10 protein-coding genes are annotated in these 15,952 nt (G+C 66.7%); 7 read left to right on the plus strand and 3 right to left on the minus strand.

Annotation, left to right across the window (positions count from 1 at the left end; genetic code table 11):
• Positions 1-151: 151 nt before the first annotated feature.
• A complete protein-coding gene (locus ACY3GB_RS13695; protein WP_463089224.1) occupies positions 152-1,558 on the plus strand; it encodes a choice-of-anchor K domain-containing protein in 1,407 nt (468 codons plus the stop codon).
• A gap of 263 nt (positions 1,559-1,821) precedes the next feature.
• On the opposite strand, the gene ACY3GB_RS13700 is transcribed toward ACY3GB_RS13695, so the two are convergent.
• Positions 1,822-3,723 carry a bifunctional diguanylate cyclase/phosphodiesterase gene (locus tag ACY3GB_RS13700; protein ID WP_463089225.1) on the minus strand — a complete coding sequence of 634 codons (1,902 nt, stop codon included), beginning with the start codon at positions 3,721-3,723 and terminating at the stop codon, positions 1,822-1,824.
• A 13-nt stretch (positions 3,724-3,736) separates the two neighbouring features.
• Complete coding sequence (locus tag ACY3GB_RS13705) at positions 3,737-4,357, minus strand: transglutaminase-like cysteine peptidase (protein ID WP_463089226.1); 621 nt, start codon at positions 4,355-4,357, stop codon at positions 3,737-3,739.
• 205 nt (positions 4,358-4,562) lie between these two features.
• On the opposite strand from ACY3GB_RS13705, the gene ACY3GB_RS13710 reads away from it, so the two are divergent.
• The 4 genes from ACY3GB_RS13710 (at position 4,563) to ACY3GB_RS13725 (ending at position 10,395) form a co-directional block, all read left to right on the plus strand.
• Positions 4,563-6,041, plus strand: a complete 1,479-nt coding sequence (locus ACY3GB_RS13710; protein WP_463089227.1) for a TolC family outer membrane protein — start codon at positions 4,563-4,565, stop codon at positions 6,039-6,041.
• Positions 6,042-6,220: 179 nt separating this feature from the next.
• Positions 6,221-8,389: a type I secretion system permease/ATPase gene (locus tag ACY3GB_RS13715; RefSeq protein WP_463089228.1), complete on the plus strand. Its 2,169-nt coding sequence runs from the start codon at positions 6,221-6,223 to the stop codon at positions 8,387-8,389.
• Positions 8,390-8,396: 7 nt separating this feature from the next.
• Positions 8,397-9,800, plus strand: coding sequence for an HlyD family type I secretion periplasmic adaptor subunit (locus ACY3GB_RS13720; protein ID WP_463089229.1), 1,404 nt, complete (start codon positions 8,397-8,399; stop codon positions 9,798-9,800).
• 1 nt (position 9,801) lies between these two features.
• Positions 9,802-10,395 (plus strand): helix-turn-helix transcriptional regulator, encoded by a 594-nt coding sequence (locus tag ACY3GB_RS13725; protein ID WP_463089230.1) that lies wholly within the window; start codon positions 9,802-9,804, stop codon positions 10,393-10,395.
• Positions 10,396-10,465: 70 nt separating this feature from the next.
• On the opposite strand, the gene rarD is transcribed toward ACY3GB_RS13725, so the two are convergent.
• On the minus strand, positions 10,466-11,377 hold the full coding sequence (gene rarD / locus ACY3GB_RS13730) for an EamA family transporter RarD (protein WP_463089231.1): 912 nt from the start codon (positions 11,375-11,377) through the stop codon (positions 10,466-10,468).
• Positions 11,378-11,740: 363 nt separating this feature from the next.
• Here rarD and ACY3GB_RS13735 point away from each other — a divergent pair, with 363 nt between their 5' ends.
• Positions 11,741-15,226, plus strand: a complete 3,486-nt coding sequence (locus ACY3GB_RS13735; RefSeq protein ID WP_463089232.1) for an indolepyruvate ferredoxin oxidoreductase family protein — start codon at positions 11,741-11,743, stop codon at positions 15,224-15,226.
• A 132-nt stretch (positions 15,227-15,358) separates the two neighbouring features.
• Positions 15,359-15,925 (plus strand): hypothetical protein, encoded by a 567-nt coding sequence (locus ACY3GB_RS13740; RefSeq protein WP_463089233.1) that lies wholly within the window; start codon positions 15,359-15,361, stop codon positions 15,923-15,925.
• Positions 15,926-15,952: the final 27 nt, after the last annotated feature.

The raw sequence follows: 15,952 nt of genomic DNA on the forward strand, positions 1-15,952 counted from the left end.
CGTCGAAGGAGGTGACCTTCAGCGCGCCGTAGGCGGTGTTCAGGATGCTGCCGGTGAGCCTGCCGTCGGCGCCGACCACTTCCACGCCGCCGATGCGGATGCTGGCCACGCCGGCGTCAACGCGGGCGAGCGCTTCATCGACAGCCTCAACGTGGAAGTGCGCGACCGCGACGGCAGCAGCGCCAGCGACAAGCTGAACGTGGCCATCGTCAACGACGCGCCGCTGGCGGCCGACGACCGCGCCAGCCTGGCGGTGCTCAGCGGCGACCTGAAGATCAGCAGCAACGGCATCGTCGGCAACTGGGTGGACTGGGACGGCGGCCACCGCGTCAGCGCCTTCAACCAGGGCGGCAACGACGATGGCAAAAACCAGTTGCGCTGGGGCGATACCTACGGCCAGCAGTCCGGCTACAGCTTCCGCGACAACGACCTCCAGCTGAACAACACGCTGCCGCTGAACCAAACCTTCAAGCTGGGCGACCTCACCCACCTGAACTACGAGATCAGCGGCAACTCCGGCATCAGCAACGCCACGCTGGGCCTGTCGTTCATGCTGGGCGCGCAGCCGCAGCAGTTCCTCGTCCACCTGAACCACCAGGAGACGCCGAACAGCCGCGACTACGAAGCCAGCAAGGACATCGTCACCATCGACAACGCCAGCCAGACCTTTGAATACAACGGCCGGCAGTACATCCTGCAGATCCTGGGATTCGACGATGGCAAGGGCCATATCGGCAACGAAATCCACACCGCCGAGAACGCCAACTCCACCTTCGGCATCATGGCGCGCATCGTCGAAGGCAGCGACTTCCACCATCCGGCCACCGGCGGCGACGTGCTACAGAACGACGCTGCCGGCGCCGACGGCGGCCTGAAGGTGGTGGCTTGCGCCAGCGGCGGCCAGGCCGGCAACGGCGGCGTGGAAGCGATCCTGCACGGCCAGTTCGGCGACCTGCTGATGCACGCGGACGGCAGCTACAACTACACCTTCACCGGCGACAGCAAGCTGTTGGGCCAGGGACAGACGGATACCTTCACCTATACGGTGCGGGATGCCGACGGCGACCTGTCCAGCGCCAGGCTGCACATCGATCTGTCGGCGCTGGACCCGAACCAGCGCCTGATCCAGGGCGATGCCGGCGACAACCGGCTGACGGGCACCGACGCCAGCGAGCTGATCCGCGGCGGCGCCGGCAACGACATCCTGACCGGCGGCGCCGGCGTCGACACCTTCAAGTGGTCGCTGGGCGATCAGGGCACCGCGGCCAAGCCGGCGCGGGACGTGATCACCGACTTCGGCCAGCATGGCGAGAAGGACGTGCTCGACCTGAAAGACCTGCTGCAGGGCGAAAGCCATAACGCGGCCAGCCTGGAGGGTTACCTGAACTTCCACAAGGAAGGCGCCAACACGGTGATAGACGTTCATCACCAGGGCCAGGGCACGCCGGTCACCCAGCAGATCGTGCTGCAGAATGTCGATCTGACCCAGGGCGCGACACTCAGCGACGCGCAGGTGCTGAAGAATCTGCTGAACCACGGCCAGCTGCACACCGATTGAGGCGCGCAGCCCGATGCCGGCAGCCCCCCGCCCACGCGGGGGGCTTTTTTGCGTCCATCGCGGCATGGCGGGAAAAAGCCATCCATGTCCGCGTCGACGGAGCGCGGCGCTGCCGTCTCGTGGCGGACCCGTGGAATGAAAGAAGAGGTAGGGAAATGTCGCGCCGGCAGAGATGTCCGGCATGAAAACGACCCGGCTGGCGGCGGCTGCCCGCCGCGGAACCGCGGCGGACGCTGCCTATCACCCCGGCCGGAAAAGCGGCGTCACGCCACGGCCGGACCGGTCAGGCCATCGACGCGCAGCTCTAGCAGCCGTTTCGCGTCGGCTTCGCTGACCACCCCCTTGGCGATCAGCCTGGCGCCCATCAGCGACGTCATCCGCTGCACGCCCTTGACCAGCACCTGCCGGCCCTCGTCCTGATGGATGCCGCGCGTCAGCGCGCCGTCCAGCACCAGGTAATCGATGCCGGCCTGGTTCAGCCGGGCGACCAACTCCAGCCTATGGCCGCGGATTTCCACCGCCAGCCGGTGGCCGGCGCCCTTCACCGCCTCGCCGAAGGCCAGGAAGGCGCCCCAATGCTCGTCCAGGCCCGCCTCGTCGAATTCGAAGGATACCGTCGCCCGGCTGCCGCCCAGTATGTCCATCACCTGCGACTGAAAGCCTTTGGCCGCCAGCGAGGCAGGCGACAGGTTCACCGCCAGCGCGGGGCCCGGCGCGTCGGCCAAGGCCAGCCTCAGCGCCTCCAGATCGGCCAGATGGCTCAGGCCTAGGCGCAGGCTGTGCGACACCAGCCGCATCGCGTTGATCGCCGGCAGGCCGCCCATCGCGGGCCGGAACAGCATGCCTTCCTGCCACAGGATGCCGCGCGCGGCATCCCGCACCGGGAACCAGCGCAGACTCAGGCTATGCTCGCGGCAGCTGGCTTCGATCAGTTCGCGCCAGTCCCACTCGCTGCCCACTTCCGGACCGCCGCCGTCGTCGACCCGCCACTGGTTGTCGCCCGCCGCCTCGGCCTCGGCCAGCGCCTGGCTGGCGCGCGCCAGCAAGCTGGCCAAGCCGTCGCCCGGGACGATGCCGCATACGCCGATGTGGCCGATGCCGTCGCGGTCGCTCAACGCCATCTGCCGGTACAGCGCCAGTTGCTCGCACAGCGTCTCCGCCAGTTGCCGGCCGCCGTCGATCTCCAGCTCCGGGCAGAACACGGCGAAGTCTGCGCCGCGCAGCCGGGCCGCCATCCAGCCCTTGCGCCGCGAAGCCAGGTCTTCGAGATCCGCCGCCAAGCGGACCAGCAGCGCGTCGGCGCGCTCGCCGCCCAGGCGCTGGTTCAGCTCGGCCAGCCCGGCCAGCCTCAGCAGCAACAGGCAGCCGCGGACATCGTCCTCCTCGGCCAGCGTGCTGGACACCGCCTGCTCCAGCGCCTCGCGGTTGGGCAGGCCGGTCACCGGATCGGTATGGCGCTCGCGCCGCAGTTGCTCCACCTCTTCCGACTGCTCGCCCAGATGGGACTGCAGCCTCTCCACCATGTGATTAATCGCGCTCACCACCCGCGCCAGTTCCGGCACCTTGGGCTCGGTCATGCGCTGGAAACGCCGTTCGCTGATCGCCCGCGCCTGGTTCACCACCCGCTGCAGATCGCGCCGCAGCTTGAAGATGTCGATGGAGCCCAGCAGACCGGCCAGCACGCCAGCCCCCAGCAGCCACAGCATGGTCTGCAGCGCGCCCATCCACAGCGACTCGTAGGCGTAGCCCAGCGCGGCCTCGACGCGTATCTCGCCGGCCTGCAGCCAGCCTGCGGTGACCAGCGCGCTGCCCGGCTGCGGGGACAGCGGCAGCAAGGCCCGGAACCAGTCCGGCGCCGCCGGGAAAACCGCCTGGTTGACGCGATCGACCACGATCTTGCCGTCGGCCCCCTGCCAGCGGATGTGATGAAAATATCCCTGGTCGAAAGTCGCGTTGATCAAGGTTTCGGCCATCGCCTTGTCGGCCTGGTTCTGGGTGATCATCAGCGCCAGCGCGTTGGCGGCATTGGCATTTTGGCCAGTCAGCTGCTGTTCCAAATAGCTGCGGGCGTTGTACAGATTGGCCAGCAACGCGCCCGACAGCGACATGAACACCAACAACAACAACAGCAGCCACAACCGCTGGATCAAGGAAAGGTTTTTCATCGCGTCGCCCATCTCAAAAAGTGAAGCCCTCGTTTTTCATCTTGTCCATCACCTGGCGCCAGCGGGTCAGCTTGGAGACATTGCTGCTGCGGTTGCCCACCCACAGGCCCTGGGCGTTGAAGCTGAACACCGGCAGCAGGTCGGTCCGCTGCGAAGCCGGTTCGATTGAGGTCACCAGGCTGTCCAGAATCTGCGGTTCCGCGCTGGGCGTGGGATAATAGGCCAGCACCATGTGCGCCTGGCTGATCGTGCTGTCCGGCCCGCCGATCCGCGCCTTGACGTAGGTGATGCGCAGCTTGTCCGGCGAGACGCCGAGCACCAGCAGCGAGATGTACTTGCCTACGCTGAAGTCCTCGCAGTCGCCCGCCCCCTTGCCGAACATCTCCAGCGGCGTCGCCCAGTAATCCTGAACGCCCCAGTTGTCTATGTCCTCGCGGTACAGGATGCGCCGGTTGAAAAACTGGTTAACCTCGGCCAGCTTCTGCCGCTCGTCCGCGCTCTGCAGTCTGCCCAGCAGCTGGTTCCATTCGCGGAACAGCGCGACCGCGCGCGGGCCGTAGCGGGCGGCCGAACGCTCGGTCGGCAGGCTGGCGGCGGTGACGCACAGGCCGGCCAGCAACAGCACGACGGACATCAGGCAGCGCCGAAAACGCCGTCCCGAAACGAGCGAGGCAAGCTTCATGGTCATTCCATGCCGATCAATGATCGCAACTGTAGCAGATTGACGAATGATATTCGCTTGGCGCGGAATATTCACTTGCCATTTAAAGAAAATTTGTTTAATCTATTTATTGAAATATTTAATAATATCAGCCCCTTGCACCCGGAGACGATTAACCATGAAACGCTTACAAAAATGCAGCGTTCGCCTGACCTTGGCCGCGTTGATGAGTTTAGCGGCCGCATCGGCGCAGGCTACCGACCTGCGTCAAGTCGTGGAAAAAACCATCGCCAACAACCCGGAAGTCCGCTTCCGCTTCCATGAATTCCGCTCGTCGGCGGAAGAGATCGGCATCGGCCGTTCCGGCTACCTGCCGACCGTGGATGTCTCCTACACCCAGGCCCGCGAAAACAACAAGGAGCCGCTGGTCAATTACGGCCCGCAAGTCACCAGCGACTTCAACCGCAAGGGCTGGTCGGCCGACCTCAGCCAAAACCTGTTCCAAGGCTTCCAGACCATGAACACGGTCAAGCAGCTGGAATTCGGCAAACGCGGCAAGTACTACGAATTCGTCGACGCCTCCGAGCAGCTGGGCCTGGAAGCCACCCGCACCTATCTGGACGTGCTGCGCTACCGCCAGCTGCTCGATTACGCCAAGGAAAGCTACGGCGTCCACAAGGGCATCTACGACCAGATCGAACAAAAGGTGAAGGCCGGCGTCGGCCGCCGCGTCGACCTGGAACAGGCCGCCGGCCGGCTGGCGCTGTCCGAAACCAATATGATCAACGAGTCCTCCAACCTGCACGATGTGTCCGCCCGCTACGCGCGACTGATCGGCGAAGAGCCGCCGACCGACCTGGCCCCGGCGCCGGCGTTGCAGGACAAGCTGCCGCGCGACAAGGACCTGCTGGTCTCCGCGGTGCGCAGCAGCCCCGCCTACCTGGCCGCTCAGGAAAACGTGCGCGCCGCCCAGAGCGACCTGAAGGTCAAGCGCGGCGCCTTCTCGCCGACGCTGGACCTGCGCGCCCACGCCGAGAAAACCGACAACCTGAACAGCGTCTACGGCACCCACGACAAGCAGTCGGTGGCGCTGGTGTTCAACATCAACCTGTTCCGCGGCGGCGCCGACAAGGCCCGGCTGGGCATGGCCGCAGAACGCTACAATTCGGCGCTGGACCTGCGCGACAAAGCCTGCCGCGACCTGCAGCAGACGGTGCGCATCGCCAGCAACGACGCCCACAAGCTGAGCGAGCAGATGGGCTACCTGCGCCAGCACGCGCTATCCACCGAAAAGGCGCGCGACGCCTACCTGAAGCAGTTCGACATCGGCCAGCGCACCCTGCTGGACGTGCTGGACAGCGAAAACGAGCTGTACGACTCCAAGCGCGCGCTGGCCAACGCCGACTACGACAACAAGCTGGCCCAGGCCCGCGTGCTGGCCGCGTCCGGCCTGCTGTTGCCCAGCCTGCAGCTGAAGCCGATCGAACAGCAGGATTTCGAATCCGACGGCGACGACTCGCAACGCGACGCCTGCAGCACCGCCTACACGCCGCCGCCGCCGTTCAGCGCCGCCGGCATCCCCATCCATCCCTACGTGTCCACCACGATGACGGAAGACGCCGCGCCAGCGAAGAAGACTGGCAAGGCCAAGCGCTAAAACACCGTCCGCCGCAACCTGGCAAGGCCCGCCCCGCGGGTCTTTTGGCCATTGTGGCGGCGACGCCGGCGCCAGGGCTCGCGCACGACGAAAGCTGATCGCCGTTCGCGCGCCCCGGCGGCGGCCCGTACATAGTCAGACCCGGCACGATTGCCGACAATATCCATGGGAGTGGAAGCATGGCTTCCGAAACATCCAATCCTGAAACCGCGCAGCCGCTGAGCGAGCAAGCGACCCACCTCGACCCCCTGCTCGACTGTCTGTTCTCGCTGGCCCGCGGCTACGGCATCACCGCCACCCGCGAATCGCTGGTGGCCGGCATCCCGCTGGTGGACAACCGGCTGTCGCCGTCGATGTTCGCGCGCTCCGCGCGCCGCATCGGCCTGTCCACCCGCGTGGTGCGCCAGCCGCTGTCCAGCCTGCGCCAGCAACTGCTGCCCGCCGTGCTGCTGCTGGAGAACAACACCGCCGGCATCCTGCGCGAGATCCGCGACGGCGTCGCCTTCCTCAGCATGTCCGAGCTGCCGGACGCCGTCGTCGAGATTCCGCTGGATGAGCTGGACCACAGCTTCGAAGGCATCGCCATCCTGGTGAAGCCGCGCTTCCAGTACGAGAAGCGCGCGCCGGAGCTGGCCGAGATCCGCGCGCGCCACTGGTTCTGGCGCACCATCTACGGCAGCAAGTCGCTGTACCGCGACGCGCTGATGGCCGCCTTCCTGATCAACGTCTTCGCGCTGGCGATGCCCATCGTGTCGATGGCGGTCTACGACCGCGTGGTGCCGAACATGGCGCTGGAAACGCTATGGGTGCTGGCGATAGGCGCCGCGCTGGTGCTGGTGTTCGACTTTCTACTCAAGCTGACCCGCGGCTACTTGATAGATCTGGCCAGCAAGCGGGTCGACGTCGCGCTGTCGGCGCTGATCATGGAACGGGTGCTGGGCATCCGGATGGAGGCGCGGCCGGCCTCGGTCGGCGCGTTCGCCGCCAACCTGCGCGCCTTCGAAACCGTGCGCGACTTCATCGCCTCGGCCTCGATCACCGCGCTGATCGACGTGCCCTTCGTGCTGATCTTCCTGGTGGCCATTCTGTGGATCTCGCCGCTGATGGCGGTGCCAATGGTGATCGCCATCTGCATCATGCTGACTTTCGCCCTGCTGGTGCAGGAGCGAATGCAGGCGCTGACCGAGACCACGCTGCGCGCCAGCTCGCAGCGCAACGCCTACCTGGTGGAAAGCCTGTCCGGGCTGGAAACCGTCAAGGTGCTGGCCGCCGAGGGCGTGCTGCAGGGCAAGTGGGAGCAGGCCACGCTGTTCCTGGCCCAGGTCGGCTCGCGGCTGAAGATCCTGGCCGCCTCCACCATGAACTTCGCCGGCTTCATCCAGCAGTTGCTGTCGGTCGCCATGCTGGTGCTGGGCGTGTACGAGATCATGGCCGGCAACGTGTCCATGGGCGGCGTGATCGCCGCGGTGATGCTGTCCAGCCGCGCGATGGCGCCGCTGAGCCAGGTGGTCAGCCTGCTGACCCAGTACCACAACGCCAAGACCTCGCTGGCCTCGCTGGACGGCTTCATGAAGATGCCGGTGGAGCGCGAGAAGGACGCCGCCTTCTTCCACCGCACCAGCTTCAAGGGCGAGATCGAGTTCCGCAACGTGTCGTTCAACTACCCCAACAACCCGATGGTGGCGCTACGCGAGGTGTCGTTCAAGATCCGCGCCGGCGAGCGGGTGGCCATCATCGGCCGCGTCGGCTCCGGCAAGACCACCATCCAGAAGATGATCCTCGGCCTGTACCAGCCGACCGAGGGCGCGATCCGCATCGACGGCATGGACATCAAGCAGATCGACCCGGCCGAGCTGCGCCGCCAGATCGGCTACGTGCCGCAGGACCCGGTGCTGTTCTACGGCACCATGCGGCAGAACATCTCCATGGGTTCGCCGCACGCCTTCGACGCCAGCATCGCCGCCGCCGCCGAGCAGGCCGGGCTGACCGAGTTCGTCAACAGCCATCCGCAAGGCTTCGACATGCTGATCGGCGAACGCGGCGAATCGCTGTCCGGCGGCCAGCGCAAGGCGGTGACCATCGCCCGCGCGCTGCTGAACGCCCCGCCCATCCTGTTGCTGGACGAGCCGACCAGCAATATGGACCACAGCAGCGAAAGCCAGATCCGCCAGACGCTGGCCCGGGTGTCGTCCGGCAAGACCATGCTGCTGGTCACCCACCACAACACCTTGCTGGACTTGGTGGACCGGCTGATCGTGGTCGACCACGGCGCCATCGTCGCCGACGGACCCAAGCAACAAGTGATCGAGGCGCTGCAACAAGGCAAGATCGGAAAGGCGGGCGTTTGAGATGGAAATGAACTGGAAACAACGCCTGAACGGCTGGGTGGAGCGCGGTCAGGAACGCACCGGCCCGTACTGGGACAAGCTGATGGACTGGGCCTCCGCCCGCGACCTAGCCGACCGCAACGACTTCGCCGCCGACGCCGACTGGGCGATCCTGCAGCAGAGCCCGGGCCGGCCACGCATCTTCGTCTGGAGCATGCTGGGCGTGTTCATCGTCGCCTTCCTGTGGGCGGCTTTCGCCAAGGTGGACGAAGTGTCGCGCGGCGAGGGCAAGGTGATTCCGTCCAGCCAGAACCAGCACCTGCAGAGCCTGGACGGCGGCGTGGTGTCGCAAATCCTGGTCAAGGAAGGCCAGGTGGTGCAAAAGGGCCAGTTGCTGCTCAAGGTGGACAACACCCGCTTCGTCTCCTCGCTGGAGGAAAACCAGGCGCAGTACCTGGCCTTGCAGGCCAAGACCGCGCGGCTGAAGGCGCTGGCGGGCGGCACGCCGTTCGAGCTGCCGCCCAAGGTGCTGGAGCTGGCGCCGGAGATCGCCAAGCAGGAAATGGACCTGTACAACTCCAAGCAGATGGAGCTGAACGCCAGCGTCGGCATCGCCCGCCAGCAGCTGGCGCAGCGCGGCCAGGAGCTGAACGAGGTGCGCGCCCGCTATGCCCAGGCCCTGTCCAGCTACGATCTGACGATGAAGGAACTCACCGTCACCCGGCCGCTGAAGGAGTCCGGCGCGGTGTCCGACGTCGACCTGCTGCGCCTGGAGCGCGACGTCGCCCGCTTCCGCGGCGAACGCGACCAGGCCGCCGCGCAGATGCCCAAGATCCAGGCCGCCATCGGCGAGGCGCAGCGCAAGATCCAGGAAGTGGAGCTGGCGATGCGCAACACCGCCAGCGCCGAGCTGTCGGACACCATGGCCAAGGCCAGCAGCCTGTCCGCCGGCAGCGTGGCGCTGGCCGACAAGGTCAAGCTGTCCGAAGTACGCTCCCCGGTGCGCGGCCAGATCAAGCGGCTGTTCATCAACACCATCGGCGGCGTGGTGCAGCCGGGCAAGGACATCATCGAAATCGTGCCGATCGACGATTCGCTGCTGCTGGAAACCCGGATCACCCCGCGCGACATCGCCTTCCTCCATCCCGGCCAGCGCGCCGTGGTGCGCTTCACCGCCTACGACTTCACCATCTATGGCGGCATGGAGGGCAGCGTGGCCGAGATCGGCGCCGACACCATCACCGATGAGAAGGGCAACGCCTTCTACATCGTCAAGGTGAAAACCCAGGGCTCGCTGCTGGGCAAGGAAAAGCTGCCCATCTTCCCCGGCATGGTGGCCCAGGTGGACATCATGACCGGCAAGAAGAGCATTCTGTCCTACCTGCTGAAGCCGGTGCTGCGCGCCAAGGCTGAAGCGTTGCGGGAGCGCTGACATGGTCCACCTGCTGTTCTCCGCCAGCTCGGTGCTGGCCGGCTACTGGCAGGAGGCGCTGGGGGAGGCGCGCCGTTGCGCGCGCCTGCCGCCGCCGGAGAGGGACGCCGTCTTGTGGCTGGACCTGGCCAGTCTGGACGCCGGCCAGCGCGACGCCGACTGGCCGGCGCTGTGCCGACACTACCGGGTGGTGGCGCTCAGCTCCTCGCCCAACGACGCCGAAGGCATGCACTGGCTGCAGCTGGGCGTGTCCGGCTACGCCCATGCCTACGCCGCCGCCGACGAGCTGCGCCAGATCGCCGCCAGCGTCGCCGCCGGCGGCACCTGGCTGGGCCGCAGCCTGCTGCTGCAGCTGTGCCAGCGCTTCGGCGCGCTGGTGCCGCCGCCCGAGCAGGCCGGCTGGCGCGATCGGGTCTCCAGCCGCGAGGCCGAGGTGATCGCCATCCTCAAGCAGGGACGCTCCAACAAGGAGATCGCCCGCGAGCTGGACATCACCGAACGCACGGTCAAGGCCCACCTCACCGCCATCTTCCAGAAGTTCGGCGTCGAGGACCGCTTCCAGCTGCTGCTCAAGCTGACCCAGCCCGCGCACTGAAACGGCGCGTCGCGCATGAAAAAACGGCCATCCGGAAGGATGGCCGTTTTTCTTGGATGGATCCGGCGGCTCAAGCCGGCTGCCGGCGCCTGCCGCGCCACAGCTCGCGCGCGCCCACCGCCGAATACAGCGCCAGCGCGCTCCAGATCAGCGCGAAGCCCAGCGCGCGGTCGGCGCCGAAAGGCTCGCCATACAGCATCACGCCCAGCGCCAGCTGGATGCTGGGGCCGATGTACTGGATCAGGCCGACGGTCGCCAACTTCAGCCGGCGCGCGCCGGCGGCGAACATCAACAGCGGCACCGCCGTCACCACGCCGGCGCCGATCAGCAGGCCGTTGCGCAGCGCGTCAACATGGCCGAAAGCGCCCTGCTCGCTCCATTCGAACCATAGCAGCGCCGCCAGCGCCAGCGGCGACATCAGGAAGGTTTCCAGCGCCAGGCCCGGCAACGACGGCAGCGGCGCCATCTTGCGCAACAGACCGTACAAGCCGAAGGTGGCGGCCAGCGACAGCGCGATCCACGGCAGCGAGCCGGCGCTGAAGGTCAGCCAGGCCACGCCCGCCGCCGCCAGCCCCACCGCCAGTTTCTGCGGCCGGCTCAAGCGCTCGGACAGCACCAGCCGCCCCAGCAGCACATTGACCAGCGGGTTGATGAAGTAGCCCAGGCTGCCTTCCACCACGTGGCCGGCATTCACCGCCCAGATGTAGATCAGCCAGTTCAGCGACAGCACCGTCGACGACAGCGCGAACACGCCCAGCTGGCGCGGCTGGCGCAAGGCGGCGCGCACGTCGTCCCATTGCCTGAGCGCGGTCAGCACCAGCGCCACGAACAAGGCCGACCACACGATGCGGTGGCACAGAATTTGCAAAGCCGGCACTTCGTGCAGCGGCTTCCAATACAGCGGAAACAGGCCCCAGCAGATGAAGGCGCCGACGGTGTACAGCACGCCGCGGCTGTCGCCGGCGGAAGAGGAGGAAGACATGCGATTCTCTGCGACACGGAATATTCCAACATCCAGCTTACCCGCTTTATTCCGCCGGAAAAATCATCATTACCTATACAGTCGGTTTACAAACACTTAACAGGCAATATTTTGCTGCACTGGCACATAAACCGCACCCGGGCAGGCCTTGTCGCGATCCCTTTGACGTTGACGTAAACGTAAACTATAGTCGGCGGCATTAGGGTTAACACTCTAAGCTGCGACAGCCGCGCATACCCAGGGCACAAGGTATAAAAATAAAGTGTCCCCGGCGCCCGCCAGCACAGCAAGCGCCCGGAACCAGCCGCCCACAAGGCGGCCGCGGGCTGATCGCCACAAGCGAGCACGACAGGAGGAGAAACCATGTCAATCCGCCACGCAGACCTGGAAGAAAAATACACCGCCCCCACCGGCCAGGTTCTGATGACAGGCATCCAGGCGCTGGTGCGCCTGCCCATGCTGCAACAGGAACTGGACCGCGCCGCCGGCCTCAACACCGCCGGCTATGTGACCGGCTATCGGGGCTCGCCGCTGGGCAATGTCGACCAGACCATGATCAAGGCCAAGAAGCACCTGGACGCCCACAACGTGGTGTTCCACCCCGGCCTCAACGAAGACCTGGCCGCCACCGCGGTCTGGGGCACCCAGCAGGTCAACATCTTCGAAGGCGCCAAATACGACGGCGTCTATTCGCTGTGGTACGGCAAGGGCCCGGGCGTGGACCGCTCCGGCGACGTGCTCAAGCACGGCAACGCGGCCGGCACCTCCAAGCACGGCGGCGTGCTCTTGGTCTGCGGCGACGACCACGCCGCCAAGTCGTCCACCTTCCCGCACCAGTCCGACCACATCCTGGCCGCCAGCATGATCCCGGTCTTGAGCCCGTCCGGCGTGCAGGAAGTGCTGGACCTGGGCCTGCACGGCTGGGCGATGAGCCGTTATTCCGGCTGCTGGGTGTCGATCAAGGCGATCACCGACACCGTCGAGAGCTCGGCCATCGTCGACATCACGCCGGAACGGCTGGAATTCAAGATTCCCAAGGATTTCCCGCTGCCCGAGGACGGCCTCAACATCCGCTGGCCGGACACCCCGCTGGCGCAGGAAAAGCGCGTGCTGCACCACCGCCTGTACGCGGCGCTGGCCTACGCCCGCGAAAACAAGCTCAACCGCATCACGCTGGATTCCCCCAAGCCGCGCCTGGGCATCATCACCTGCGGCAAGAGCTACCTCGACGTGATGCAGGCGCTGGACGACCTGGGCATCAGCGAGGCCCAGGCCGCCGACATCGGCTTGCGCATCTTCAAGGTGGGCATGGTGTGGCCGCTGGAGCCGGAAGGCGTGCGCCAGTTCGCCCAGGGCCTGGAAGAAATCCTGGTGGTGGAAGAGAAGCGCCAGATCATCGAATACCAGTTGAAGGAACAGCTGTACAACTGGCGCGACGACATCCGCCCGCGCGTGGTGGGCAAGTTCGCCGAGAAAGGCGAATGGGCGCTGCCGCACGGCGACTGGCTGCTGCCGGCCGCCGGCGAGCTGACCCCGGCGATGATCGCCCGCGCCATCGCCAACCGGCTGGCGCTGATCTTCGACAGCCCGGTGATCCACGACCGCCTGAAGTTTTACGACGATAAAGAGGCGCAGCTGGTGCAGCCGCGCGAATCCATCGCCCGCGTGCCGCACTATTGTTCCGGCTGCCCGCACAACACCTCGACCAAGCTGCCGGAAGGCAGCCGGGCGGTGGCCGGCATCGGCTGCCACTACATGGCGCACTGGATCAGCCCGGAAACCACCAAGACCTTCACCCAGATGGGCGGCGAGGGCATCACCTGGCTGGGCCAGGCGCCGTTCACCACCACCAAGCACATTTTCACCAACCTGGGCGACGGCACCTACTTCCACTCCGGCATTCTGGCCATCCGCGCCGCGGTGGCCGGCAAAGTCAACATCACCTACAAGATCCTGTACAACGACGCGGTGGCGATGACCGGCGGCCAGCACGTGGACGGCTACCTGGACGTGCCGATGATGACCCGCCAGCTGGCGGCCGAGGGCGTCAAGCGCATCGTGATCACCAGCGACGACCCGGACAAGTACCAGAACGCCCAGGGCCTGGCCCCCGGCATCGACGTGTTCCACCGCCGCGAGCTGGACCGCGTGCAGCGCGAGCTGCGCGACATCGAGGGTGTGACCATCCTGATCCACGATCAGACCTGCGCCGCCGAAAAGCGCCGCCGCCGCAAGCGCAACGAGTTCCCCGACCCGGCCAAGCGCGCCTTCATCAACGAGCGCGTGTGCGAAGGCTGCGGCGATTGCAGCAAGAAGTCCGGCTGCCTGTCGGTGCTGCCAGTGGAAACGCCGCTGGGCCGCAAGCGCAAGATCGACCAGTCCAGCTGCAACAAGGACTACTCCTGTGTCGAGGGCTTCTGCCCCAGCTTCGTCACCGTGGAAGGCGGCAAGCTGAGGAAGCCGGCCGGTGCCAGCGCCGATCTCGCCAAGATGCCGGCGCTGCCGATGCCGAAGATCCCGGCGCTGCACGAGCCGTTCGGCATCATGGTCACCGGCGTCGGCGGCACCGGCGTGGTCACCATCGGCCAGGTGCTGGGCATGGCCGCCTATCTGGACAACAAGGGCGTGACGGTGCTGGACATGGCCGGCCTGGCGCAAAAGGGCGGCTCGGTATGGTCGCACGTGCGCATCGCCGACTCCCAGGACAAGCTGCACGCGGTGCGCATCGCCGCCGGCGACGCCAACCTGGTGCTGGGCTGCGACCTGGTGGTGACGGCGGCCGAGGAAGCGCTGGCCAAGATGCGCGACGGCTTCAGCCACGCCATCGTCAACAGCTACGAATCGCCGACCAGCGGCTTCCTGAAGAACCCGGACATCCGCTACCCGGCCAAGGCGATGAAGGACGCCATCGTCGAAGCGGTCGGCGCCGGCCGCTTCAGCGAAGTCAACGCCAACAAGCTGGCCACCGCGCTGATGGGCGACGCCATCGCCACCAATATGTTCATGCTGGGCTACGCCTGGCAAAAGGGCCTGGTGCCGGTGTCGCTGGAGGCGATCATGGAAGCGGTGCGCTTGAACGGCGCCGCGGTCAAGTTCAACCAGGACGCCTTCACCTGGGGACGCCACGCCGCCCAGGATCTGGCCCGCGTCGAAGCGCTGGTCAGCCCAACCGCCGTGGTGGCCTTCGTTCCACGTGAAACGCCGGACGCCGTGGTCCACCACCGCGCCACTCTGCTCGCCGCCTACCAGAACGGCGCGCTGGCCGAGCGCTACAAGGCGCTGGTGCAGAAGGTGCGCCAGGCCGAAGAGGCCGCCCAGCCGGGCAGCACCGCGCTGACGCTGGCCGCCGCCCGCGCCTACCACCATCTCTTGGCCTACAAGGACGAGTACGAGGTGGCGCGCCTGTACAGCGACGGCGAGTTCCAGCGCGAGGTGGCCGCCCAGTTCGACGGCGACTATAAGCTGCGCTTCCACATCGGCGTGGCCTGGCTCACCCGCGGCCAGCCGCGCAAGATCGCCATCGGCTCTTGGCTGATGCCGGCGATGAAGATGCTGGCCAAGCTGCGCTTCCTGCGCGGCACCGCGCTGGATCCGTTCGCCTGGCAGGACGACCGCAAGCTGGAGCGGCAGCTGATCGCCGAGTTCGAGCAGGAGCTGCCGGCGCTGCTGGCCAAGCTCACGCCGGACGCGCTGCCGCGGGCGGTGGAATGGGTGAAGACCTGGGAAGGCGTGCGCGGCTTCGGCCACATCAAGCTGGCCAACTACCGGCAGGCCAAAGCGCGCCAGGCCGAGCTGCAAGGCGGCCCGGCCCAGGCCGGCAAATCCGCCGCCAGCGCCGCCGTGGCCTGATCGCGATTGTTTCCGCAGCTTTGGGCGTCGGCTCTGTCCGACGCCTTTTTTCCGCCCGCCGCTGAAAATGACATTTGAATCAACTATGTTTTGCAGTATGCGAACCGCTTTCCCACCCACTGGAGACACGCCATGTCCGCCCTGCTGCGCCGCGCCGCCGTCGCCTCGTTCAGCCTGATCCTGATCGCCTGCTCCACCACCCCGCCCGCCAAGCCGGGCCTGTCCGCCAACGGCTGCGTCGGCGGCGTGCTGCCGCCGCCGGCCGGCATGAGCGCGGCGCAGAATCCCGAGCTGCTGGCCAAGGCCGTCGGCGCGCCGGGCAAGGGCGGCCTGTGCGAAGGCGCGGTCTACCGCCAGGACGCCGCCGCCGGCGCCGTCGTGTACCGGGTATGGGACAGCGCCAAGCCGGGCTCCCGGCTCGGGCGCTGGTGGTCGTTCAGCCAGCCGCAGGGCCCGGTCGCCCAATACCAGGCGGCCAACGCGATCTGCCCGGCCTGGAGCCAGCTCAACAGCGTGGTGCGCTGCCAATTGAAGGCCGGCGCGCAGGTGGCGGTCGGCCCGGGCCAGAGCGCCGACTGCGCTCCCGACCCCAACTTCCCGCCGTCGCCGGTCAACCAGGTCTACGTCCCCAACGCCAGCCCGAACGACATCCTGGTGGAAAACTGCGAAGACCAGGGCGCCTTCCCGCCGTCGATGTAAGCGTTTGCTGGGGATGGCCGCGGCAGG

It is taken from the genome of Chromobacterium sp. Ag138, assembly GCF_055181315.1.